Source organism: Arthrobacter sp. Rue61a, assembly GCF_000294695.2.
GTDB lineage: Bacteria > Actinomycetota > Actinomycetes > Actinomycetales > Micrococcaceae > Arthrobacter > Arthrobacter aurescens_A.
Genome location: NC_018531.1, coordinates 2,680,546 through 2,703,176 on the forward strand (window position 1 = coordinate 2,680,546; position 22,631 = coordinate 2,703,176).

Below are 22,631 nucleotides of genomic sequence, written 5' to 3' on the forward strand. Positions count from 1 at the left end.
CTTTCCCATCTCAACGGGGACGCCAGTGAGGCGTGAGTTTAAGCTCACACTCCGTACTGTGGAATAGGCTCTTGCCCATGACCATGAACCACCACGGCCAGCCCTGTCCGCGGCCATACCTGGAACCTGGTGCCAACCCCACCTGGATCGGCCGCGTGCAGCCGGGGAACTATCAACCCGCCCCGGGTAATCCAACGTCACTACCCCAGCAAACCTGGGCCGCACCGCCAACACCCCCGGGACGCCGGTCCTGGGGGATGCTCCCCCTGCTCATTGCGGGAACTGTGCTGGTTCTGGGCAGTCTGTTGTTGGTAGTGCCGTTTCTGCTGGGCAACACCGGCATCACCGGTTTCGTGATCGGATTCATTGCCTCCCTGATTCCGCTGTCAGTGGTGCTGCTGACGGTGCGCCTGATCGACCGCTGGGAGCCCGAGCCGAAACGACTCCTCTGGTTCGCCTTTACGTGGGGTGCGGCCGTCTCCATTGCCGGTACGTTGCTGATCCAGCCGCTCTTCGCACTTGCCGCACCAACCTCCAGCGAAGAAGCTTTCACCTACTTCATGGCCACGGTGCAGGCCCCCATCGTGGAAGAGTTCACCAAATCGCTGGGGCTGCTGGTCCTGATTTTGGCAGCACGCAAGTACTTTGACGGACCTGTTGACGGTGTCGTGTTCGCCTTCACCATCGCCGCCGGCTTCGCCTTCACGGAGAACATCCTCTACTTTGGTCGCGAAATAGCCTCGTCCGCCGATCCCGGAACTGACTTGGTCCGCATCTTCATCCTCCGCGGGGTCATGTCCCCGTTCGCCCACGCGGTGTTCACGGGAACAACCGGACTGATTATGGGCTTCGCCGCCCGGAAATGGCACTCAGGGTACGCGGTCCTTGCGTTCTTCGTCGGCTTGCTGCCCGCGATGTTCCTGCACAACCGTTGGAACAGCATGGGACAGAACTTCCTGGTGGAGTACTTTGTGGTCCAGGTGCCGATCTTCCTGGTCGCCGCCGCAGGCATCATTCTTCTCCGTGTCGCCGAAGGAAAGCTCACCCGCCAACGGCTCCTCGAGTACGCCCGGGCAGGTTGGTTCACTCCAGCTGAAGTGGAGATGCTGGCCACGTCACGAGGCCGCCGACAGGCCGTTCGCTGGGCGTCCTCGCGCGGGCGTGGTCACCAGATGAAGTCATTCATCAAAGGTGCCACTGCACTGGCGTTTACCCGGCAACGGATACTGAGTGGCCGCGACGTCCACATCCACCAGCACGATGAGCTTGAGCATCTGCGCAGGATCCCCACCCTCCGGGCGGCGGTGCTTCAGTGACGCAAGAGGCCGTCCTCCAGTAACGCAAGAAGGACCCGCATCCTGTGGATGCGGGTCCTTTCTTGTCTTATCGCGGTTTGTCTTACCGCGCATAGCTCATCGCTGTGAATGCCTACGCGAGGAGAGAAGGTTTGAGCTTCTGCAAACGGCCAAGAAGCCCGTTGATGAAGGCCGGCGACTCGTCCGTGGACATCGTCTTGGCGAGGGCCACGGCTTCGCTGACAGCTACTCCGTCCGGAACTTCGTCATTGTAGAGAAGTTCCCAGGCGCCAATGCGAAGGATGATGCGGTCTACCGACGGCATTCGTTCCAACGTCCAGCCTTGAGCGTAGGTCTGCAGGAACTCATCGATGGTCGCCTGCATGGAAACGACACCTTCCACGATTTCCACCGTGTACGGGTTGATGACAAGATCGGTCTTCTCCCGACGCGCTGTCATCGCGTCGAAAGCCGAAACAGAGCGCTGCTCTGCCTCGAAAAGTACTTCAAGCGCCCTGCTACGGGCTTTACCGCGTGCGCTCACTAGTCGTTGACCCGGCCCAAGTAGCTGCCATCGCGGGTGTCTACCTTGACCTTGGTGCCCTGCTCAACGAACAGGGGAACCTGGATTTCGTAGCCCGTCTCCACAGTTGCGGGCTTGGTGCCCGCCGAGGAGCGGTCGCCCTGAAGGCCCGGTTCCGTGTAGGTGATTTCAAGGACGACGCTCGGGGGCAATTCGATGTACAGCGGCGTGCCCTCGTGGATGGCAATATTGACCATCTGGTTCTCGAGCATGAAGTTGGTAGCGTCGCCTACAGTAGCGCCGGACACAGTGATCTGGTCGTAGTCCTGGGTGTCCATGAAGACGAAATCTTCGCCGTCCTGGTACAGGTACTGGTAGTCACGGCGGTCAACCGTTGCGGTTTCAATCTTCAGGCCGGCGTTGAAGGTCTTATCGACCACCTTGCCGGACATGACGTTGCGCATTTTGGTGCGAACGAACGCTCCGCCCTTGCCCGGCTTGACGTGCTGGAACTCAATGATGTTCCAGAGCTGGCCCTCGAGCTTCAGTACGGTCCCGTTCTTGATGTCGTTTGTGGTTGCCACTCGTATCCTCTGGTTTCTCTCACTGGTTCAAGCTGCCAGTTTGTCTATGCCAAGCAGGCATGCCAAACGGCCCGCCAGCGCGTATTTATCAAAAATCCAAGAACCATTCTACCGGCAAATACACCTAAGACTTGCGGGCGCGGTTTCCCGGGGCGTCAGGAAGCCAGTTCCAGGACATTCCGCGCCCTTTGCAGGGCTACGGCGGAGGAGTAGATCAGCGCGGCATCAGCAGCCATGGCTACGCGCAGATCCAGGGCCTTGGCGAATTCCTCGGATGCGGCAAGCGCGTTCCCGCTGACGAAATATGCCCGGCCCAGATATTGGTGCACGATAGCTTCCTTCGAGCTGCCTTGGACATCCTGCAAGAGATGCCTGAACAACTGCACAGCACGGTCCAGCCGGTTGGTTGCGCGGTGGACTTCAGCTTCAAAAATCCTCAACCGGAACGACTCCGGATCCTTGTAGCGCGCTTCGGCCAACAGCTCCGCTGCCTCGTTCGGCTGGTTATCCAGCAGGAGAGCCATGATGCGATCCGCGGGGTCTTCCGAGGCCGCAAGGGCGGACTCCATGACTTCCTCATTGACAACCACGGGAAGCAAAGTATCCGGGTTCATCCGGACTCCGGGGAAGCCGGCTGTGGGCCAATCACTGACGCCTTCGCGCAGAGTGACAGTCATGATGCGATCTCCTGGTATGCGGCAAACAGGAGTGACGTGTCAGGGACTTCCAGGATGCCCGGCTTGGCTACGCCGTCGAGGACCACGAACCGGAGAAGATCGCCGCGGGACTTCTTGTCCCGGCGCATTCCGTCCAGAAGACCCTGCCAGCGGTCCCTGCGGTACGTGATGGGCAAACCGAGGCTCTCCAGGATGGTGCGGTGGCGGTCTGCATCGGCATCGGACAAACGCCCCACGCTGCGGGACAACTCGGCAGCGAACATCATTCCCACGGAAACGGCGGCACCGTGACGCCATGAGTATCGTTCAACGAGCTCGATGGCGTGGCCAAGCGTGTGACCGTAGTTCAGGATTTCGCGGAGGCCGGATTCCTTGAGGTCCTGGGAAACGACATCGGCCTTAACCGAAATCGCGCGTTCAATGAGCTCGCGGACAACATCCGATCCCGGGTCCATCACAGCGTCGGTGTTCTTCTCGACGAGGTCGAGGATCGCGGGATCAGCGATGAAGCCGCATTTGATGACCTCGGCCATCCCGGAAATGAGCTCGTTCTTCGGCAACGTCTGGAGTGTGTCCAGGTCGGCCAGGACAGCGGCTGGCGGATGGAAGGAGCCCACGAGGTTCTTGCCTTCGGCCGTGTTGATTCCGGTCTTGCCTCCCACGGAAGCATCCACCATGCCCAGCAAACTCGTGGGCATGTGGATTACTTTGACCCCACGAAGCCAGGTGGCTGCCACGAAGCCGGCGAGGTCCGTGACTGCGCCTCCACCTACTGCCACGATGGCATCGGAGCGTGTGAAATCATTCTGGCCCAGCACTTGCCAGCAAAAAGCGGCCACCTGGATGTGTTTGCCTTCTTCGGCATCCGGGATTTCGGCCGTGAGGGCCGTGAATCCCGCAGCTTCAAGCTCGTCCCGGACGGTATCGCCGGTCAGCCGGAGGGCCCTCGGGTGGATCACCAGTACTCGCCGTACACGCTCGCCGAGCTTGGCAGGCAGCGTGTCCAACAGGCCGCGGCCCACCACGACGTCGTAGTTCTCATTAACGGACTGGCCGGTCACCTTGATGACAGTTGCTTCGTTGCTCACTTTTCAACTTCCTCTTTCAAGGCTGCATGCTGGAGCAGCCGCTCCTCCAATAGGAGGCCGATTTCCGCCACGGACCCGGAACGGACATCCATGACTATGTCCGCGAGACGCTCATAGACCGGGCGCCTGGTGGCAAACAAAGCTTCCCAGCGGGTCATGGCGTCGCCCTGCAGCAGGGGTCTGCCTGTGTTCCGCGCAATCCTGTCTGCGACTGTTTCCGCGTCACACTCCAGATAGACCACGGTGCACTCCCCCAGCAGTTGCTGGGTCCCGGAGTCAAGCACCGCACCTCCGCCCAGGGAAATAATGGCGGGCTCGACCTTGGCCGACTCGATGGCCTTGGCCACAGTCCGCGCTTCAATCTGGCGGAAGGCGTGTTCTCCCCTGCCGGCGAAAATATCTGCGATGCTGCCGTGGGCAGCAACCACCACTGCGTCGGTGTCCACGAACGGGAGATGGAGTTGCTGGGCCAGTTGCTGGCCGATCGCCGATTTTCCAACGGCCATGGGGCCTACGAGGACAACGGGGCGGCCATCCGGGATAGCGCGGCCCACTACCGGCCGACCGAGTCCAGGGTGGCCGGGATGCTCTCGAGGTAGCTCTGCAGGTTCCGCTGGGTCTCCGGCACGGAGTCGCCACCAAATTTCTCCGCAACAGCTTCTGCGAGAACCAGTGCCACCATGGCTTCGGCAACAACGCCGGCGGCGGGAACCGCGCAGACATCCGAACGCTGGTGGTGGGCCTTGGCAGGCTCACCGGTACTCACGTCGATGGTGCGCAGTGCACGCGGAACGGTTGCGATCGGCTTCATGGCTGCCCGAACGCGAAGAACCTCACCGATGCTCATACCACCTTCGATTCCACCGGCGCGGTTGGTCTGACGAACGATTTTGCCGTTTTCGTCCTTAAGGATTTCGTCATGTGCAGCAGAACCGCGACGGGCGGCCGTGAGGAAGCCGTCGCCGACCTCTACTCCCTTAATAGCCTGAATACCCATGAGTGCGGCCGCGAGGCGGGAGTCGAGGCGACGATCCCAGTGGACGTAGCTGCCAAGTCCCGGGGGAAGCCCGTATGCCAAGACCTCCACTACGCCACCAAGGGTTTCGCCTTCCTTGTGGGCGGCATCCACCTCGGCCACCATCGCATTCGACGTCTCACGGTCGAAGCAGCGCAAGGGATCTGCGTCAAGCGCTATGACGTCCTTCGGCAACGGCAGGGGCCGTCCTTCAGGAACGGTCACGCTGGCGATGGAAACAGTGTGGCTGACCAGCTCGATGCCCAATTGCTTCAGGAACTGGGCAGCAACGGTACCTAGTGCCACGCGTGTGGCGGTCTCGCGTGCGCTAGCACGCTCGAGGACCGGACGGGCTTCGTCGAACCCATACTTCTGCATTCCCGTGAAGTCGGCGTGCCCGGGACGCGGACGAGTCAGAGGTGCATTGCGGGCTTGGTCGGCGAGGACTTCAGGGTCCACGGGATCAGCAGACATGATCTGCTCCCACTTGGGCCACTCGGTGTTACCAACCTGGATGGCTACTGGGCCACCCTGAGTGAGTCCGTGGCGGACGCCACCCATGATGGTGACCTCGTCCTGCTCGAACTTCATGCGGGCACCACGGCCATAGCCCAGGCGGCGACGCGCCAACGCGTCACGAATCTGCCCGCTGGTGAGTTCAACACCGGCAGGCACGCCTTCAACAATTCCGATCAGGGCCGGACCATGGGATTCACCGGCAGTCAACCAACGCAACATATAACCAATCCTGCCATGTAAGGCTTCTAGAACACTCGCCGGGGAAGCCCGACTGAGTCGCACATCACATCTATGACGGCGGCATCCACGTCACAGCCGCTGAAGCGCCTGATCTGCTCGGCCGCCTGATACATCAGCATCTCCAGGCCAGGGACTACCGCTCCCCCGTGGCCTTGCCACACTTCCGCCAAGCGGCTGGGCCAAGGATCGTAGGCGACATCCAGCAGGACGCCGCCCCCGGTTCGCGGCAAAGCTGCAAGCTCCTCAGCCAACGGATCAGCGGCACGCGGCGGAAATGTGGAGATCACCAGATTCATTCCGGCCACAGCGGACGCTGCTTCGGTCAACGGCCGGACGGCGAGGGAAAGTCCGACGGCGGCCGCTGCGGCTTGCGCATCACCGGCACGTCCGGCGTCGCGAACGAAAACATCGACGTGACGGGCACCGAGTTCCTTTACAGCTGCGACGGCCGCAGCCGATGTCCCGCCGCCACCAAGGATGGCTGCGTGGGGTGCTGCAACCACGCCCGCGTAGCGGACCGCCTCGACGATGCCGGCCACATCAGTGTTGTAACCCACCCGGCGCACCTGTGCGCCATCACGCTCGAAAACAACAGTGTTGATGACGCCCAAGTGGGCGCCGGCTCCGCGAACTTCGTCCACTTGGCTGATCATGGCCGATTTCAGCGGCATGGTCACCGAGAGGCCGCACCAGGTGTCATCACCGCGAAGTGACTCCATGAACCCTGGGAGCCTTTCAACAGTGACGTCAATCGCCGAGTATTCGATGTCCACGCCCAACGTGGCATAGGCAGCAGAGTGCAGGGCCGGAGACTTCGAATGTGAGATCGGATGCCCCAGAACTGCGGCACGACGACTCACACACACCGTCCTGCGTTAGCCTGGCACCACGCATTGTACTGCTCAACGTAGGTGTTGTGCTCGGCCAGTGTCTTGGAGAACCGGGTCTCCTTGGTGTCCAGGTTGATGGTCACCCAGTAGAGGTATTCGTTCGGCGTCGGCTTTGCTGCAGCATCAATGGCAGTCTTACCTGGAGAACCGATGGGTCCCACCGGCAGCCCAACGTTGGCGTAGGTGTTGTACGCGTTGGACTTGTCCGCCTTTTCTTCCTCAGTGAGGTGGAAGGACTTCTTCCCCAGCCCGTACGTCACAGTGGCGTCGGACTGGATGAGGCCGCTGGTCTCAACGTTGTTGGGTTTGAGCCTGTTGTAAATGGCGCCGGCCACGTTTCCGTAGTCTGCCTGGCCGCCTTCAGCCTGGACGATGCTGGCAATGGTTACAGTGTCGTACTGCTTGGCCGGGTCCGTTACTCCCTGGGCTTTGAGTTCATCAAGGGTAGTGTTCACCAGCTTCTGGATGATGTCCTTGGCGGATGTACCGAGTTCAAAGCGGTACTCCCCCGGCGCCAGGAAGCCCTCCAGGTTCTTGGCCTTGGCAGGCACTCCGAATTGACCCGGCGCTTGGTTGAGGGCATTGAGCTGTTGCATGGGTATGCCCGAGCCCTTGGAGATGGCCTCCAGCGATTCGTTGATACGCAGACCTGCGCTCAGGGCGAAGTACATGACCTTGGATGCGTCCTTGTTCACCAGCACAGCCACGGCGTCGGAGTTCTTCATCTCCGTACGGAACGTGAAGTCCCCGGGAGAGAGCTCCCCGCCCTCGCTCAGGAATGCCTCAACAAAAGCGTCGGAGTCGGCAACCACGCGCTTTTGCACGAGGTCGTTTGCCACGGCTTTGGGACCGGATCCCTCAGGAACAGTAATGGTGACCGAGCCCGTTCCCGGGCCCGGAAAGTCGGTAACCCTGTCCATGCCCAGCAAGGGCTTCAGGAACTGCGCACCTATGGCGATGGCGGCAACGAAGACACCCAGCGTGATCAGAAGGGCCAATACACGACGACGGCGGCGGGCCTTCTTCGCGGCGGCCTTGGACGCTGGACTGGCTACAGGGGCAATGAGGTCATGGTGGTGGTCATCATGGAGATGAACGTCACCGTGAAGTTCTTCATGGATGCCGGGCTCGTAGTGGGCATCGTAAGCCGCGTACTCGTGGTCGTCGGCGTGAGCCTCGGGGTGTCCTACTAAAACAGCTTCGTGTTCGATGTCACCGTGCAGGGCGTGATCGTGCAGGTGGTGATCACGCTGGGCGGGATCGTCCTGAACATGACCGTCCTGAACCTCACCGCGAGCAAGCTCGTCATACTCATGGTCTTCGTGGAAGTCTGCTTCGTCTTGGTGGACTTCCTGGTGGTGTCCTTCCGGCCCACCATGCGCCTCAGCCGCGTGAGTTGTGGCGTCGGCCGCCTCTTCGAGAGGTGCCTCTGGCTGCGGGGCGGCCACGTGCTGGGTTTCGGCCGCGGCTGCCGCGGCTGCCGGGGGTGCAACGGGAGTTGGCGGCGCCACGGGAGTTGGGGGCGCCACAGGAGTCGGGGGCGTCACCGGGGTGGGTTGAACAGCCGGGACGGGTCGCGGCAGTTCCGGCTCAACGTCTGCTGAGGGAGCCGCCTCTCCGGGAGTCGCTTCGGGAACGGGCACCACATTGTGGTTCTGCGTGGCGAGGAATCGTTCACGCGCCCGCAGCTCTTTGCGGGTCAGCGACATACCGCCGCCGGCGGTACCGCTGGAGGGGTCGTTGTTGACCGGGCTCACAGTTGCAGTCCCCTCTTAGAAGAATCGGTTTCAAGGCCGGAGGCAGCCCGCAGTGTTGGGGCACTGCTGGGTTTTTCGGACTGCACCGGTGCCTGCACTCGGCGGCCAACGTCCGTTCCTCTGGCTTTTTGCATGTCGATTGCGTGCTGCAGTATTCCAGCAGCGGCAACCTGATCAACCACTTTACGGTGGTTCTTGCTGCTCATGCCAGCTTGGTGCAGGTTGCGGTGTGCCGTAACAGTTGAAAGTCGCTCATCCACGAGGTTTACGGGAACGTCCAAACCGACACGCAGAAGCTCGCTTACAAGGAGGTCCGCATAGTCCATGGCCATTTGCGCAGACGCGCGCTCCTCGCCTTTCATGGTGCGGGGAAGACCCACGAAAATCTGGACCGCCGGCAAATCCGCGGCGTGCTTGACCAGTACGCGCACATCGGAGTTCTTCTTGCTGTCCCGCCCGATAGTCTTCAACGGCGTCGCCAAAATCCCGTCGGGATCACAGACGGCCAGGCCTACCCGGACGGTACCGACGTCTACCCCCAGCTTTATACCGTGGGGGTAGACGCCACTGTGAGTACTGGAAGCCACCGTCAGCGCTTGGCTATCGCATCCACCACCGCTGTGAGGGCCTCGGAGACCTTCCCAGCGTCGGTGCCGCCGCCTTGGGCGACGTCGTCCTTGCCGCCACCGCCGCCGCCGAGGATGCCCGCCGCCAAGCGGACCAGCGCGCCGGCCTTGACGCCCGCTTCGCGAGCGGCCTCGTTGGTGGCGATCAGAATGACAGGTCGGTCATTGCTGACACCCGCAACAGCAACAGTGGAGGCTTCAGAGCCCAAGCGATTACGCAGGTCGAGGGCAAGGTTACGCAGATCGTCAGCCCCACCCACCTGACCGGCATCGTGGGCGACAACCCGAACACCAGCAGCATCCTTCGCTGTACCCACCAAGTTGGCAGCAGCTGCAGCAAGCTGCTCCTTGCGGAGGCGGTCAAGTTCCTTCTCCGTGGCCTTGAGCTTGTTCAAAGTGCTGGAGATGCGGTCAGCAAGTTGTCCGGAAGGAACCTTCAAAAGCTCCGTAAGCTCGGAAACCAGGGCGCGCTCTGCTGCCAGGTGACGGAATGCGTCCAAGCCAACAAAGGCTTCAACGCGGCGGTTTCCTGAGCCAACGGACTGTTCGCCCAGCAGGGAAAGGCTGCCGATCAGGGAGGTGTTGGAAACGTGGGTGCCACCGCACAACTCGCGGGACCACGCGCCATCGATCTCCACTACGCGAACTTCGCTGCCGTAGTTTTCACCGAACAAAGCCATGGCGCCCAGCGCCTTGGCTTCAGCGAGCCCCATCACCTTGGTGTCCACCCGGAAGTTGTTCCGGATGGCGATGTTGGAGACCTCTTCGATTTCGGACCTCGTGGCTGTGCTCAAACCCTCGCCCCAGGCGAAGTCGAAGCGAAGGTATCCGGCCTTGTTGTACGAACCGCGCTGGGTAGCTTCCGGGCCGAGGATCTGGTGCAACGCGGCATGCACAATGTGCGTGCCGGTGTGGGCCTGCTCGGCAGCATGGCGACGTTCACGGTCGACGGCGGCACGCACCAGCGCGTCGGAGCCGATCTCACCTTCGCGGACGATTGCCTTGTGAACGCTGAGGCCCTTGATGGGGCGCTGAACGTCCAAGACCTCGACAACGAAGCCGTCACCGGTAATGAGGCCGGTGTCAGCTGACTGACCGCCTGCTTCTGCGTAGAACGGGGTTTCGTTGAGGACCAGCTCAATCTCGTCGCCGGTGGAGGCATGCGCTACCGCACGGCCACCGCTGACGATGCCGCGGACCTTTGCCTCGCCCTCCAACTCGTCGTATCCGGTGAAGACGGTCTCGCCCTTGCCGAGGAGCTCCTGGTAGGCGCTGAGGTCAGCGTGGCCACCCTTCTTGCCCTTGGCATCAGCCTGGGCACGCTGGCGCTGCTCGAGCATGAGCGCACGGAAGCCCGCTTCGTCCACCTGCAGGCCAGCTTCTTCTGCCATCTCCAGGGTCAGGTCAATCGGGAAGCCGTAGGTATCGTGCAAAGCAAAGGCATCCGCGCCGGACAGCGGAACGCCGGCCGCCTTGGACTCCGCTACCGCGTCCTCCAGGCGGGCCGTACCGGAAGCAATAGTGCGCAGGAATGCTTTTTCTTCGGCGTAAGCAATACGGCTGATCCGTGCGAAGTCAGTCTCCACTACCGGGTAAACGCCCTTCATGGCGTCACGGGAGGCGGGAAGCAGGTCCGGCAGGCAAGCCTTTTCGACGCCGAGCAGGCGCATTGCCCGAACGGCGCGCCGAATAAGTCGACGCAGCACGTAGCCACGGCCCTCATTGGACGGTGCTACGCCATCAGCGATGAGCATCAAAGCAGAGCGAATATGGTCGCCGACGACGCGCATGCGGACATCGTCCGTGTGGTGCGGGTCTTCCGGCGATTCAGCCGAGGTGTACTCGCGGCCGGACAATTCAGCGGCTTTGTCGATCACCGGGCGTACCTGATCGGTCTCGTACATGTTTTCGACGCCCTGGAGGATCATCGCGAGACGTTCCATGCCCAGGCCGGTGTCGATGTTCTTCTGCGGCAGTTCACCCACGATGTCGAAGTCCACCTTGGAGCGGACGTTCTCGATCTGGTACTGCATGAACACGAGGTTCCAGATTTCGATGTACCGGGTCTCGTCGGCCAGGGGGCCGCCTTCGATTCCGTAAGCAGGGCCGCGGTCGTAGTAGATCTCCGAGCAGGGTCCGGCGGGTCCGGGCTGGCCAGTGGACCAGTAGTTGTCGGCCTTGCCCATGCGTTGGATGCGCTCTGCCGGAATTCCGGTGTTCTTGAGCCACAGCTCCTTGGCTTCGTCGTCCTCTTCGTAGACAGTCACCCAAAGACGTTCGGCCGGAAGCCCGTAGCCGCCGTCGTCAACACTGGTGGTGAGCAGCTCGAAAGCGAACTTGATGGCGTCTTCCTTGAAGTAGTCGCCAAAGGAGAAGTTGCCGCACATCTGGAAGAACGTGCCGTGGCGTGCGGTCTTCCCGACTTCCTCTATGTCACCGGTGCGGATGCACTTCTGGACGCTCGTTGCACGGCTGTAGGGAGGCTCTTCGCGCGCGGTCAAATAGGGAATGAACGGCACCATTCCGGCCACAGTGAAGAGAAGCGACGGGTCGCTGGAAACGAGCGACGCGGAGGGAACGGCGGTGTGGCCCTTGTTGACAAAAAAGTCCACCCAGCGCTTGGTGATCTCCTGCGACTTCATTAGCTGATTACTTACCCTTCTCAATTCACTGCACACGATGTGCGCGGTTCCGGCTGGTGCCGTTCCGCAGCTTTCCATTCTGCCCTGTTGAGGGCGTGGGGGCGAACCGCTCCCCCTAGCGCCGAACGGCTCCGGCGTCGTCGATTCCCAATGCTGCCCGCAAATCTTCCTCGCGTTGGTGCATCCCCGTCCGCACGGCGTCGGCAAAGTCAAACAGTCCATCCGCCATCCGGCCGACAGCGCGGTTCAGGCCCTCCGGCCCAAGGTTGGCTTGGGCCTCGGTGATTTTACGGAAGGCAATGACGCCAATGGCGACGCCTATGCCCATCCACACAATTCTCTTCATGAGGTTTGGTCTCCCTGTAGTTCAGCGACTGTGTAGTTCAGCGACTGTGTAGTTCAGCTGCTGCGTAATCAGCGGCTGCGGCGGCCGGATGAAGGGGCGCGGCGTCCAGCGAAAGCCGAACGGACGCCATAGCTGAAGGCAGCCACCTTGATCAGCGGCGAACCAACCGTGGCTGCAACGAGCGACGACAACGCGGAGATGTTGGCCGATGCATCGGAGACGTTGGAGGCGATGCCGTCAACCTTCTTCAGTTGCTGGTTGGTGGTGGTGACCGTTGCGGTCACTTCATCCATCAGGGGCGTGGCGCCGTCGCTGATGGAACGGATGGAGGTCCGCACCTCGTCAAAAACGCCGCCAAGCTTCAAGATGGGCACGGCCAAAAGCAGGACGAGGAGCGCGAAGACTCCTGCTGCGATGAGGCCGGCGATGTCGCCACCAGACATAGAACTCTTCTCCTTGGATCGTTTCGCTGCCTCGCACCAGCCGGTTCACGGCTTCGGTCAAGGCCTCCCCAAGTACCTTACCTACTTTGGCCCGGTACCTTACATACAAAGAAGCCCGCGGCTTGTGCCACGGGCTTCTTTGTATGCGCTGCTTGAATTTAGCGAGCGTAGAATTCGACGACGAGCTGCTCTTCGCAGATCACGGGGACCTCGGAGCGCTTCGGGCGACGAACCAGGCGAGCCTGGAGGGCGTCAATCTTGACGTCCAGGTATGCCGGCACGTTATTGAGCACGTGTGCGCCAGCGGCTGCCACCTGGAACGGGGGCATAACCTCGGAGCGGCTGTGAACGTGGATGAGCTGGCCTTCGCCAACGCGGAAGGACGGGCGGTCCACGCGGATGCCGTCAACCATGATGTGGCGGTGCACAACCAGCTGGCGTGCCTGTGCGATGGTGCGGGCGAAACCTGCACGGAGCACGAGGGCGTCCAGACGCATTTCGAGCAGCTCAACCAGGTTTTCACCGGTGAGGCCCTTGGTGCGGCGGGCTTCTTCGAAGGCGCGGGTCATCTGGGCTTCGCGGATGCCGTACTGGGCGCGCAGACGCTGCTTTTCGCGCAGACGTACGGCGTAGTCGGAGTCCTGCTTCTTGCGGGCACGGCCATGCTCGCCGGGGCCGTACGGACGGCGCTCCATGTACTTGGCGGCCTTGGGGGTCAGAGCAATGCCGAGTGCACGCGAAAGGCGTGCGGTACGGCGAGCACGAGTGTTGTTAGCCACTTGTGTCCTTCCAATTACTGCGGTGTGTCAGTGTTACTGGCCTCCATCAGGGAGAGCATCGGCCAACCGCTGCCTCTTGCTACTAGCCCGGGCGCACAGCACTATTGAAGAAATCTCAAAGGGATTGTGCGTCGGGCCATGCCAGACAAGCAATTATCCTACCACGGGCAGGGCGGCCGCCCGCAGTTGGGTTGATCCGGCCGGCTACTCCCCCCGGACGATCTTGCGGAGCCGTTCCAGCCTGGCGGCAATATCCCGTTCAGCTCCGTTGTTGGTGGGCTCGTAGTAGTCCTTACCTACCAGATCATCCGGCGGATACTGCTGGGTTGCCACTCCATGCGGCTCGTCGTGTGCGTACTTGTAGCTCTTGCCATGGCCCAATTGCTTTGCACCCGGGTAATGGGCGTCGCGTAAATGCATGGGAATGCCGCCGCCGAATCCGGCACGGACATCGGCCACCGCTTTGTTCAAACCCATGTAGGCGGCGTTGGACTTGGGGGCAGTGGCCAAATGGACCACGGCTTCGGCCAGCACGATGCGGCCCTCCGGCATGCCAATCAACTGCACTGCCTGCGCCGCTGCCACGGCGGTTTGCAACGCCGTGGGGTCAGCCATGCCGATGTCTTCGGCTGCGGAGATCACGATGCGCCGCGCAACGAACCTCGGGTCCTCCCCGGCTTCAAGCATCCGTGCCAAATAGTGCAGGGCAGCGTCCACGTCCGAGCCCCGGATGGACTTGATGAACGCACTGGCCACATCATAGTGCTGGTCGCCGGCGCGGTCGTAGCGGACGGCCGCCGCATCCAACGCACGTTCCGTGTGGCGGAGTTCCACCATGACCGGCGCGTCGGGCGGGCCGTCGTTCGCGAGTCCGGGTTCGGCGTCGGCGGTTTCGCCTTCCTCTTCAGGCCCCGTCGCGGTGTCGGGAACATCGACGGCGGTGGAGTCACCGAACGCGACACCGGCGGCCGCCTCCAATGCTGTCAGCGCCCGTCGGGCATCGCCTCCGGATAGCCGGACCAGGTGGTCCAGTGCCTCCGGGCTGAGCTCCACGCGGCCGGCGAGGCCACGGGCGTCGACCACAGCTCGTTGCAGCAAACCCGAAATGTCGTCATCCGTGAGCGGCTTCAGCGTGAGGAGCAGCGAACGGGACAGGAGCGGCGAGACTACGGAGAATGACGGGTTTTCCGTGGTGGCCGCCACCAACACCACCCAGCGGTTCTCGACGCCGGGCAGCAGTGCATCCTGTTGGGCCTTGTTGAAGCGATGGATCTCGTCAAGGAAAAGGACAGTGGTCTTCTTGTACAGGTCGCGGGCAGTCAAAGCCTCGTCCATGACCCGACGAACATCCTTGACGCCGGCGGTGATGGCGGACAGCTCAACGAACTTCCGTCCGGGTCCGCGAGCGATCACATGCGCCAGCGTCGTTTTCCCTGTTCCCGGCGGACCCCAAAGGATCACCGAGCTGGGACCCGCCGGACCGGCAGCATCGGCACCGGCTGCCAGCTGCCGAAGCGGCGAACCTTGCCCCAGCAGATGCTGCTGCCCTACTACCTCGTCCAGCGACCGGGGGCGCATCCTGACCGCCAGCGGACTACGCTGGGAAGCCATCCAGTGAGCATCGGAGGGACCCCCTGAAGCAGGCAGATCCTCCGACTCGTCGTCGTCAACTGCACCCGCACCAAAGAGATCTTCCACATGGATAGGCTACTCATAGTTCCAGCAAAGGAGACATTGACGTGGATCGCCAAGCATCTGCCCCGCACCAGCGCTCAGGCAGCCGGACCGCTTTGGTGCCCGCGACCCGGTTGCAGGGATGGGTGGACCGCTTTGCGGCGAGCCATGGTGCCGTTGTCGAAGACTTCGACGGGGATGGGCTGCTCCTGCGCGCAGCCGATGGGGCGACTGCCCTGTTGAAAGCCCCATGGCCGTCGGACGGACGTCCGGGCCGGGGAGGGACTGAACTGGACCGCCTGATATCGCTTGCTCACCAGGAGCGGGGGCTGGGCCTGCTGCTGGTTCGCAGGGGAGGCTACGCCATAGCGGCCGCCAGCGGATCCGCGATCCTCGCTTCGAAGAGTGGCAACCGCTTCGTCGACGCCAAGGCCACGGCAGAACATGCCTCACGGATCTTCAACGAACACCGCATCGAGTACATCGTCCCGGGTGGCGACCGTGCCTTGGTGGATCAGGTCCTTGCCCATTCACTGCTCAAAGCGATATCAGGACGTACTCGCCTCGCTTTCCTGGATATCCAAGAGCCCAGGACTGCTGTGTTGGCGAAGGCGGCTACCGACGCCTGCTCCGTGCGAATTACAGTGACCGATCCACCCGCTTAGCAGCCGCTGGACGCCCGCCGCAACGGCGCCTGCCGGTACAAGTAGCTTCCGTAGTCAGTGAACCCGGCCTGTGAGTAGAGTGACTGCGCACCGCGATTGGCCTCAGTAACCAGCAGCCAGAAACCCTGCAGATTCCGTTCGGCTCCGGCATTCAACAACGCGTCCAGCACCTTGGTCCCGAATCCGCGCCTGCGGTGCCCAGCCGACGTCGCCATACTGTAGATACCTCCCCAACCGTCCACCAAGGCGAGACGTCCGACGGCGGCCGGGACGCCGTCGTCGTCCCTCACCGTTGCGTACAGCGCCGGGCAGGCGAGGAGAATCTTGTGAGCGACCGACAGTTCGGCGTCCCCGCCACGGCCGTCGACGGACCACCACATGCGAAGCCATTCGTCGGAGGGCTCATCAGATATGTCAACGTGTCGGCCCGAAGTGCCCACCGGCAGCTCATCCACACCGCGGACCATGATCCTTGTTTCGGATTGCCTCGTGAAACGTTGGGTATCCAGGACGGCGTTAAGAGCGGCGCTGCGGGAGTCACCGAACACTTGGAAGATCAAGGGCAGACGACGAAGGCGGTACCACTCCGCTGCTGCACGAATGGACCGGGACATGTCCGGATTTCCCATCGACCCGCCATCCAGGTTCCTTGGCCACACGGAATTTGCCCTCTGCGTCACTCCCTCCGAAGCGCGGAGGACCCACCCACCCGTATTTCCGGGGTCAAGGTCTTCAAGGTCAAGGTCTTCGCGCTCAAGCGCAGGCCAGGCCCTGTCCATGAGCGATTCCAGGAATGCTTGATCCAGCATTCTGCTGCACCTTTCGTTGGCGGGAGTGGTTGGCCGGAGTCCGCGGCGGGAACGCCAAAGGCCCCCCACCGTGGTGGAGAGCCTTTGGCTACCGCTTACTCGGACTTCGTGTCCGGCTTGGCTGCGGGCTTGGACTCCGGTTTGAAGTCGACGCCCGCTTCCTTGCGCTGCTGCGGTGTGATCGGTGCCGGCGCAGCAGTCAGGGGGTCGTAGCCGTTGCCCGACTTCGGGAAAGCAATGACGTCGCGGATGGACTCGACGCCCGCGAGCAAAGCAACCACACGGTCCCAGCCCAAGGCCATTCCACCGTGCGGAGGTGCGCCGTACTTGAAGCCTTCCAGGAGGAAGCCAAACTTGGTTTCAGCGTCTTCCTTGTCCAGGCCCATGAGCTGGAAGACGCGCTCCTGCACTTCGCGCTCATGGATACGGATGGAACCGCCGCCGATCTCGTTGCCGTTGCAAACGATGTCGTAGGCGTAGGAGAGCGCGGACTCCGGGTCCTTATCAAAGGTGTCCAGGAACTCAGGCTTGGGCGAGGTAAAGGCGTGGTGCACAGCTGTCCACTGTCCTGCGCCCACTGCAACATCACCGGAGGCGACAGCCGCGGCGGCGGGCTCGAACATGGGAGCGTCCACGATCCAGACGAAAGCCCAGTCCTTCGGATCGATCAGCCCTGTGCGGTGCCCGATTTCAACGCGGGCAGCACCGAGCAGGGCGCGGGCTGCGGACTTCTCGCCGGCGGCGAAGAAGATGCAATCGCCGGGCTTGGCGCCAACGGCGTCCGCCAGACCTTCGCGCTCGGCATCGGTAAGGTTCTTGGCTACCGGGCCAGCCAATTCGCCGTCTTCCTTGAAGAGGACGTAGGCGAGACCCTTGTGACCGCGCTGCTTGGCAAATTCCTGCCAACCGTCCAAGGTGCGCCGCGGCTGGGAAGCACCACCGGGCATCACCACGGCGCCGACATACGGCGCCTTGAAGACACCGAAGTTGGTGTCCTTGAAGAACTCGGTGAGCTCGGTCAGTTCAACGCCGAAACGCAGATCTGGCTTGTCCGAGCCGTACTTGGCCATGGCATCCAGGTACGTCATGCGGCGGATCGGCGTGGGAATCTCCACGTCGATCAACTGCCACAATGCCTTGACGATTGCCTCGCCGAGTTCGATGACGTCGTCCTGGTCCACGAAGCTGGCTTCGATGTCCAGCTGCGTGAATTCCGGCTGGCGGTCCGCGCGGAAGTCCTCGTCGCGGTAGCAGCGGGCAATTTGGTAGTACTTTTCAAAGCCGCCCACCTGGAGCAGCTGCTTGAAAAGCTGCGGCGACTGCGGCAGCGCATACCAGGAACCCGGAGCAAGACGTGCCGGGACAACGAAGTCACGGGCGCCTTCCGGCGTCGACCGCGTCAGCGTGGGGGTCTCGATTTCCACGTAGCCACGCTGGTGCAGAAGTTCGCGTGCCACACGGTTTGCCTCCGAGCGCAGACGCATGTTGCGCGCGGGACCAGGGCGGCGGAGGTCCAGGTAACGGTGCTTGAGCCGGGCTTCCTCGCCAACTTCCACGTGCTCGTCGATCTGGAACGGCAGGGGTTCGGAGGTGTTGAGAATGACCACCTTGTCCGCCATGACCTCGATCTCACCCGTAGCCAACGCCGGGTTCTCATTGCCTTCAGGACGCTTGTTGACAGTACCTGTCACCTGCAGGACGTACTCGTTCCGCAGGCCGTGGAAGACCTCTTCCTCACGGACAACCACCTGGGCTACACCGGACGCATCACGCAGGTCAACGAATGCAACGCCACCGTGATCACGGCGGCGCCCCACCCAGCCGGCCAGGGTAACGGTTTGTCCAATGTGCTCGGAGCGAAGTGATCCGAGGTCATGTGTGCGCAGCACAGCATTCCTTTCAGCATGAAATATAGAGGGATCGTTGCAAGGACGATCCCGTCCGAGTTTACCCGTCCCGGCCACGGCTCCCGCCACGAGGACGGAACAATCCTTGGGTCCTAGCCGGCGGTGGTGATGCGGACGTACAAATCCTCTTCATCGGGCGTCCAGCTGGCGGGGTCGGCGTCAATCTGTTCGCCTGAGCGGATGTCCTTGACCTGATGCTTGCCGTCGTCATCGGTGAACCACACGAAAGGAATGCCGCGACGGTCCGCGAACTTGATCTGCTTACCGAACTTCTCGGCCTTGGCAGCAACTTCCGTGGCAATCCCCCTGCCCCGCAACTGGGCTGCAATGTCCTGCGCCGCTGACCAGCTGTCATCCGAGTTCAGGGCCACCAGCACAGCCGTGGGCACGGAACGCGACGCTTTAACAAGTTCCTGGCTGAGGATACGGGAGACAAGGCGCGTCACCCCGATGGAAAGGCCGACGCCGGGGAACCTACGGTTGCCCTTGCTCGCCAGTGCGTCGTAGCGGCCGCCTGAGCAAATGGAACCCAGCTGCTCGTGGCCCACAAGCACCGTCTCCACAACAGTTCCCGTGTAGTAGTCCAGACCGCGGGCGATGCTCAGGTCCGCAACGACCTTACCGGGAGCGCGCTGAACTGCAGCCTGAATGACCTGCTCAAGTTCGTTCAGGCCCTCGTCGAGGAGATCGTCCTTCACTCCGAGCGCGCGGACGTGATCCACGAATGAGGTGTCTTCCGTACGGATCGTGGCCAGTTCAAGGGCTAGACCGGCTTGTTCGTCAGTGGCACCGAGCTCACTCTTCAAAAGCTCGGCCACCTTCGCGGCGCCGATCTTTTCCAGTTTGTCGATGCTGCGCAGTACCCCTGCCGTGTCCGTCAGGCCGATGCCGCGGTAGAAGCCTTCAGCCAGCTTGCGGTTGTTGATCCGGAGCCGGAAATCCGGGATCGGCAGGGCGCTGAGGGCCTCAGCAATGACCAACGCGATTTCGACGTCGTAACGGAACGGAAGTTCGCCGTCGCCCACAATATCGATGTCAGCCTGGGTGAACTCACGCGCACGGCCTTCCTGCGGCCGCTCGCCACGCCAGACTTTCTGGATCTGGTACCGGCGGAAGGGAAAGGCCAGGTAACCGGCGTTTTCCACCACGTAGCGGGCGAAGGGAACGGTCAGGTCGAAGTGGAGGGCCAGGGCGTTGGGATCGGCCTTGTCCGATTTCGCAGCCTCGCCTTCATCATCCTGGAGCCTGCTCAGGCCATAGACCTCTTTGTCGATCTCGCCTTTGCGGAGCAACTGGCCCACTGTTTCAACCGCCCGGGTCTCTATGGAAGAAAAGCCGTGCAGTTCAAACGTCTTCCGGAGCGTATCCAGCACATGGAGCTCCACCAACCGCTCCTGGGGAAGCCACTCGGGGAATCCGGACAGGGAGGCGGTACGTGCCATGGTGGAAAAGTCTCCTCGAAGAAAGCTGACGCTCTGGCATCGCACCGCAGCTTTAAACACCCTTTCGGCGTTTACAGGGCGGGCGTCCAGCCGGTCATGCATAAACTATGTGCGGCAGCCAGTTTATGCTTTCCGCGCGTGCACATCTAATGCAGCATGCCCGGTTCCTGTCGGCAGCCATCGAAAGTGGACACAATCAGGAGGACTCTTGGCAACAAGATCGCGGGATGACCGCGAAGCGAAACGGCGCATCAGGCAGATGGAAGCCAAGCGTGCCCTGCGGCAGGAACAGGGCAAGCGACGCAAACGTGATAACACCCTTGCCGTGAGTGCAGCTGCCGTGGCAGTTGTCCTGGCCGTCGTACTGCAGCTGACGGTCTTCAGTTCCAACCCCACCGAGGCGGAGGTCGCCGCCGCTGAGGCAGGGCTCAGTTCGCCTTCCGCCTCTCCGGCAGCTTCCAACAGCGCCGACGTACCCAGCCCGGACCCGGCCGCTGGAAAAACCTTCACAGGCGAGCTCGCATTGAACAGCGGCGTTGTGGGCGTGGAACTGAACGGGACCGCGGCACCGCAGGCCGCCGCCGTGCTCAAGTCCCTCAGCGACGCAAGCTATTACAACGGTGCGTTCTGCCATCGATTGACCACGTCAGAGACTTTCGGACTTCTCCAATGCGGCGCCAAGTCCGAAGACGGCGCAGACGACCCCGATTACAGGTGGGGGCCGCTGGAAAATACGCCTGCGGACAACAAGTACCCCGCCGGGACGATTGCGGTGGCCCGCACAGGGAACAATGCCTACGGCAACGGCCACCAGTTCTTCATCGTCTACAAGGACACCACCATTCCGGCGGATACCGCCGGCGGATACACCGTGGTGGGCAAGGTGACCAGCGGGCTGGACGTCGTCACCAAGATCGCCGCAGCAGGCCTTAAACCCGGCGATAATGCCAGCGACGGCGCCCCTGTGGCACCTGTCACGATAGACTCGTTTTCTCTGAAGTAACCAGCTCCAGGCCCGGCCTGCGGTGCATTACCTGAGCAGTTCCCTCCAAGCGAAAGACTTTTAGCGGTGACAGACAGTCAGAAATCCGACGAAACAGCAGTAGTGGCCAACGAAGAAGCAGTCGAGGCAACCGGCACCAACGGTACCGAGGCACCAGCTCCCGTAGAGGCTGCTCCGGCCAATGAAACAGCTCCGGCTGCCGAGGAAACAACGGAGGAAGCGCCGGCCACGGAGCCCGCAACACCGCCCGCTCCCCGGCCCACGCCGTCCGCAGCACCCTCACCCGCAGCCTTCGCGGCCCGCCCCAAGGCTCCCGCCGCCGTCGTTCCTGCTGCCCCGGCGGTGTCCGCTGCCTCGCTCGCCGAGGCGGCCAAGTGGGGACGCGCTGAAGGTGACGGCCACGTCTTCCTGACGCTTGACGGCGAAGAGATCGCTGTTGGTCAGTACCCGGGCGTCAGCACCGACGAGGCCCTTGGCTACTTCGCGCGCAAGTTCGACGACGTCATCGCTCAGGTGGTTCTCCTGGAACACCGTGTGGAATCCAAGGCTCCTGCCACGGACATGCAGAAGACAGTAACTCACCTGCGTGAGCAGCTCGCTGAGCGCAACATGGTGGGTGACATCCGTGCTGCTGAGGCTCGCTTGGACGCCCTGTCAGCGCAGATCGTTGAACTGGAAAAGTCCGAGAAAGCTGCCCATGACGCGATTCGCGCCAACGAACTCGCGGCCCGCGAAGCAATAGTTGCCGAAGCTGAGACCATTGCCGGCCAAGACCCCGCGCAGATCCAGTGGAAAACCTCAAGCGCACGCATGAACGAGTTGTTTGAAACGTGGAAGGCCGCGCAGAAGAGCGGGGTCAGGCTCGGCCGCAGTAACGAAGACGCCCTGTGGAAGCGCTTCCGTTCAGCGCGGACGGTATTCGATCGTCACCGCCGTGCTTACTTCTCGCAGCTGGACAGCAACAACTCCGCTGCAAAGTCCGCCAAGGAGGCCTTGATTGCGGAGGCCGAGGCTCTTTCCACGTCTACCGACTGGGGATTCGCTGCCGGCGAGTACCGCAGGCTGATGGACCAGTGGAAGACCACTCCGCGTGCAAGCCGCAAGGATGATGACGCTCTCTGGGGCCGGTTCCGCGCCGCTCAGGACGTCTTCTTCAGCAACCGCCAGGCCGCCAACGACCAGATCGACCAGGAATACACTGCGAACCTGGCCGTCAAGGAACAGCTGGTGGCTGAGGCGCAGGCGCTCCTCCCCATCAACGATCTCAATGCCGCCAAGAAAGCCCTCCAGTCCATCAGGGACCGTTGGGAAGATGCCGGCAAGGTTCCCCGCGCGGACATGGGCCGGATTGAAGCCGGCCTTCGCAAGGTGGAAGACGCGGTCCGTGAAGCTGAGGAAGAGAAGTGGCGCCGGAGCAATCCGGAAACCAAGGCCCGCACCAACAGCGCGTTGTCACAACTCGAATCCGCTATTGCAGGCCTCAAAGAAGATCTGGAGAAGGCCGAGAAGGCAGGCGACCAGCGCCGCATCAAGGCCGCCCGCGAAGCTCTGGAAGCACGTCAGGCATGGCTTGACCAGATCCAGCGCTCCGCCAGTGACCTCGCGTAGAGGATTCTGAGCTTAGGGACTATCCTGCAGGCTCCGTTCCGGTTATCCACATAACCGGAACGGAGCCTGTACTCGTAGGGCAGCCGCGCGGAATGATCA

21 protein-coding genes are annotated in these 22,631 nt (G+C 62.2%); 4 read left to right on the plus strand and 17 right to left on the minus strand.

Translation table 11 applies throughout. The features are described from left to right. The first annotated feature begins 32 nt into the window (after nt 1-32). Complete coding sequence (locus ARUE_RS12140; RefSeq protein ID WP_014921975.1) at nt 33-1,316, plus strand: PrsW family intramembrane metalloprotease; 1,284 nt, start codon at nt 33-35, stop codon at nt 1,314-1,316. A gap of 112 nt (nt 1,317-1,428) precedes the next feature. Here ARUE_RS12140 and nusB read toward each other — a convergent pair whose 3' ends face one another. The 14 genes from nusB to ARUE_RS12210 form a co-directional block, all read right to left on the minus strand. Further along, entirely contained in the window at nt 1,429-1,839 is a 411-nt protein-coding gene (nusB, locus tag ARUE_RS12145; protein ID WP_011774956.1) for a transcription antitermination factor NusB, read from the minus strand. Next, nucleotides 1,839-2,402 (minus strand): elongation factor P, encoded by a 564-nt coding sequence (gene efp, locus ARUE_RS12150; protein ID WP_011774957.1) that lies wholly within the window; start codon nt 2,400-2,402, stop codon nt 1,839-1,841. Before efp ends, nusB begins: the two co-directional genes overlap by 1 nt. Nucleotides 2,403-2,557: 155 nt before the next feature. Further along, nucleotides 2,558-3,079, minus strand: coding sequence for a tetratricopeptide repeat protein (locus tag ARUE_RS12155; RefSeq protein ID WP_011774958.1), 522 nt, complete (start codon nt 3,077-3,079; stop codon nt 2,558-2,560). Beyond that, on the minus strand, nt 3,076-4,167 hold the full coding sequence (gene aroB, locus ARUE_RS12160) for a 3-dehydroquinate synthase (RefSeq protein ID WP_011774959.1): 1,092 nt from the start codon (nt 4,165-4,167) through the stop codon (nt 3,076-3,078). The genes ARUE_RS12155 and aroB overlap by 4 nt, the downstream gene beginning before the upstream one ends. Next, complete coding sequence (locus ARUE_RS12165) at nt 4,164-4,721, minus strand: shikimate kinase (RefSeq protein WP_011774960.1); 558 nt, start codon at nt 4,719-4,721, stop codon at nt 4,164-4,166. Before ARUE_RS12165 ends, aroB begins: the two co-directional genes overlap by 4 nt. Continuing rightward, entirely contained in the window at nt 4,721-5,920 is a 1,200-nt protein-coding gene (aroC, locus tag ARUE_RS12170) for a chorismate synthase (RefSeq protein WP_014921976.1), read from the minus strand. The genes ARUE_RS12165 and aroC overlap by 1 nt, the downstream gene beginning before the upstream one ends. Before the next feature lie 26 nt (nt 5,921-5,946). After that, complete coding sequence (locus tag ARUE_RS12175; protein ID WP_014921977.1) at nt 5,947-6,801, minus strand: shikimate dehydrogenase; 855 nt, start codon at nt 6,799-6,801, stop codon at nt 5,947-5,949. Further along, a complete protein-coding gene (gene mltG / locus ARUE_RS12180) occupies nt 6,798-8,588 on the minus strand; it encodes an endolytic transglycosylase MltG (RefSeq protein ID WP_014921978.1) in 1,791 nt (596 codons plus the stop codon). Before mltG ends, ARUE_RS12175 begins: the two co-directional genes overlap by 4 nt. Further along, nucleotides 8,585-9,175 (minus strand): Holliday junction resolvase RuvX, encoded by a 591-nt coding sequence (gene ruvX, locus ARUE_RS12185; protein ID WP_011774964.1) that lies wholly within the window; start codon nt 9,173-9,175, stop codon nt 8,585-8,587. Before ruvX ends, mltG begins: the two co-directional genes overlap by 4 nt. A gap of 2 nt (nt 9,176-9,177) precedes the next feature. After that, on the minus strand, nt 9,178-11,856 hold the full coding sequence (gene alaS, locus ARUE_RS12190; protein ID WP_043470321.1) for an alanine--tRNA ligase: 2,679 nt from the start codon (nt 11,854-11,856) through the stop codon (nt 9,178-9,180). A 115-nt stretch (nt 11,857-11,971) separates the two neighbouring features. Further along, a complete protein-coding gene (locus tag ARUE_RS12195) occupies nt 11,972-12,202 on the minus strand; it encodes a hypothetical protein (protein ID WP_011774966.1) in 231 nt (76 codons plus the stop codon). A 68-nt stretch (nt 12,203-12,270) separates the two neighbouring features. Continuing rightward, complete coding sequence (locus ARUE_RS12200; RefSeq protein ID WP_011774967.1) at nt 12,271-12,645, minus strand: DUF948 domain-containing protein; 375 nt, start codon at nt 12,643-12,645, stop codon at nt 12,271-12,273. 158 nt (nt 12,646-12,803) lie between these two features. Next, complete coding sequence (rpsD, locus tag ARUE_RS12205) at nt 12,804-13,424, minus strand: 30S ribosomal protein S4 (RefSeq protein ID WP_011774968.1); 621 nt, start codon at nt 13,422-13,424, stop codon at nt 12,804-12,806. A 204-nt stretch (nt 13,425-13,628) separates the two neighbouring features. Next, entirely contained in the window at nt 13,629-15,122 is a 1,494-nt protein-coding gene (locus tag ARUE_RS12210; protein ID WP_011774969.1) for a replication-associated recombination protein A, read from the minus strand. 41 nt (nt 15,123-15,163) lie between these two features. Between ARUE_RS12210 and ARUE_RS12215 the strand changes: the two genes are divergently transcribed. Next, nucleotides 15,164-15,763: a Vms1/Ankzf1 family peptidyl-tRNA hydrolase gene (locus ARUE_RS12215; RefSeq protein ID WP_011774970.1), complete on the plus strand. Its 600-nt coding sequence runs from the start codon at nt 15,164-15,166 to the stop codon at nt 15,761-15,763. On the opposite strand, the gene ARUE_RS12220 is transcribed toward ARUE_RS12215, so the two are convergent. The 3 genes from ARUE_RS12220 to hisS form a co-directional block, all read right to left on the minus strand. Next, the gene (locus tag ARUE_RS12220) at nt 15,760-16,572 is read right to left on the minus strand and encodes a GNAT family N-acetyltransferase (protein WP_014921980.1); all 813 of its coding nucleotides are present in this window, start codon (nt 16,570-16,572) and stop codon (nt 15,760-15,762) included. The two genes, ARUE_RS12215 and ARUE_RS12220, sit on opposite strands and share 4 nt — an antisense overlap. A 95-nt stretch (nt 16,573-16,667) precedes the next feature. After that, the gene (gene aspS, locus ARUE_RS12225) at nt 16,668-18,461 is read right to left on the minus strand and encodes an aspartate--tRNA ligase (protein WP_187329877.1); all 1,794 of its coding nucleotides are present in this window, start codon (nt 18,459-18,461) and stop codon (nt 16,668-16,670) included. 110 nt (nt 18,462-18,571) lie between these two features. Continuing rightward, complete coding sequence (gene hisS / locus ARUE_RS12230; RefSeq protein WP_014921982.1) at nt 18,572-19,921, minus strand: histidine--tRNA ligase; 1,350 nt, start codon at nt 19,919-19,921, stop codon at nt 18,572-18,574. Between the two features lie 208 nt (nt 19,922-20,129). On the opposite strand from hisS, the gene ARUE_RS12235 reads away from it, so the two are divergent. Both ARUE_RS12235 and ARUE_RS12240 read left to right on the plus strand, forming a co-directional pair. After that, nucleotides 20,130-20,924 carry a peptidylprolyl isomerase gene (locus ARUE_RS12235; RefSeq protein ID WP_187329878.1) on the plus strand — a complete coding sequence of 265 codons (795 nt, stop codon included), beginning with the start codon at nt 20,130-20,132 and terminating at the stop codon, nt 20,922-20,924. Nucleotides 20,925-20,990: 66 nt separating this feature from the next. Further along, nucleotides 20,991-22,532: a DUF349 domain-containing protein gene (locus ARUE_RS12240; protein WP_011774975.1), complete on the plus strand. Its 1,542-nt coding sequence runs from the start codon at nt 20,991-20,993 to the stop codon at nt 22,530-22,532. Nucleotides 22,533-22,631: the final 99 nt, after the last annotated feature.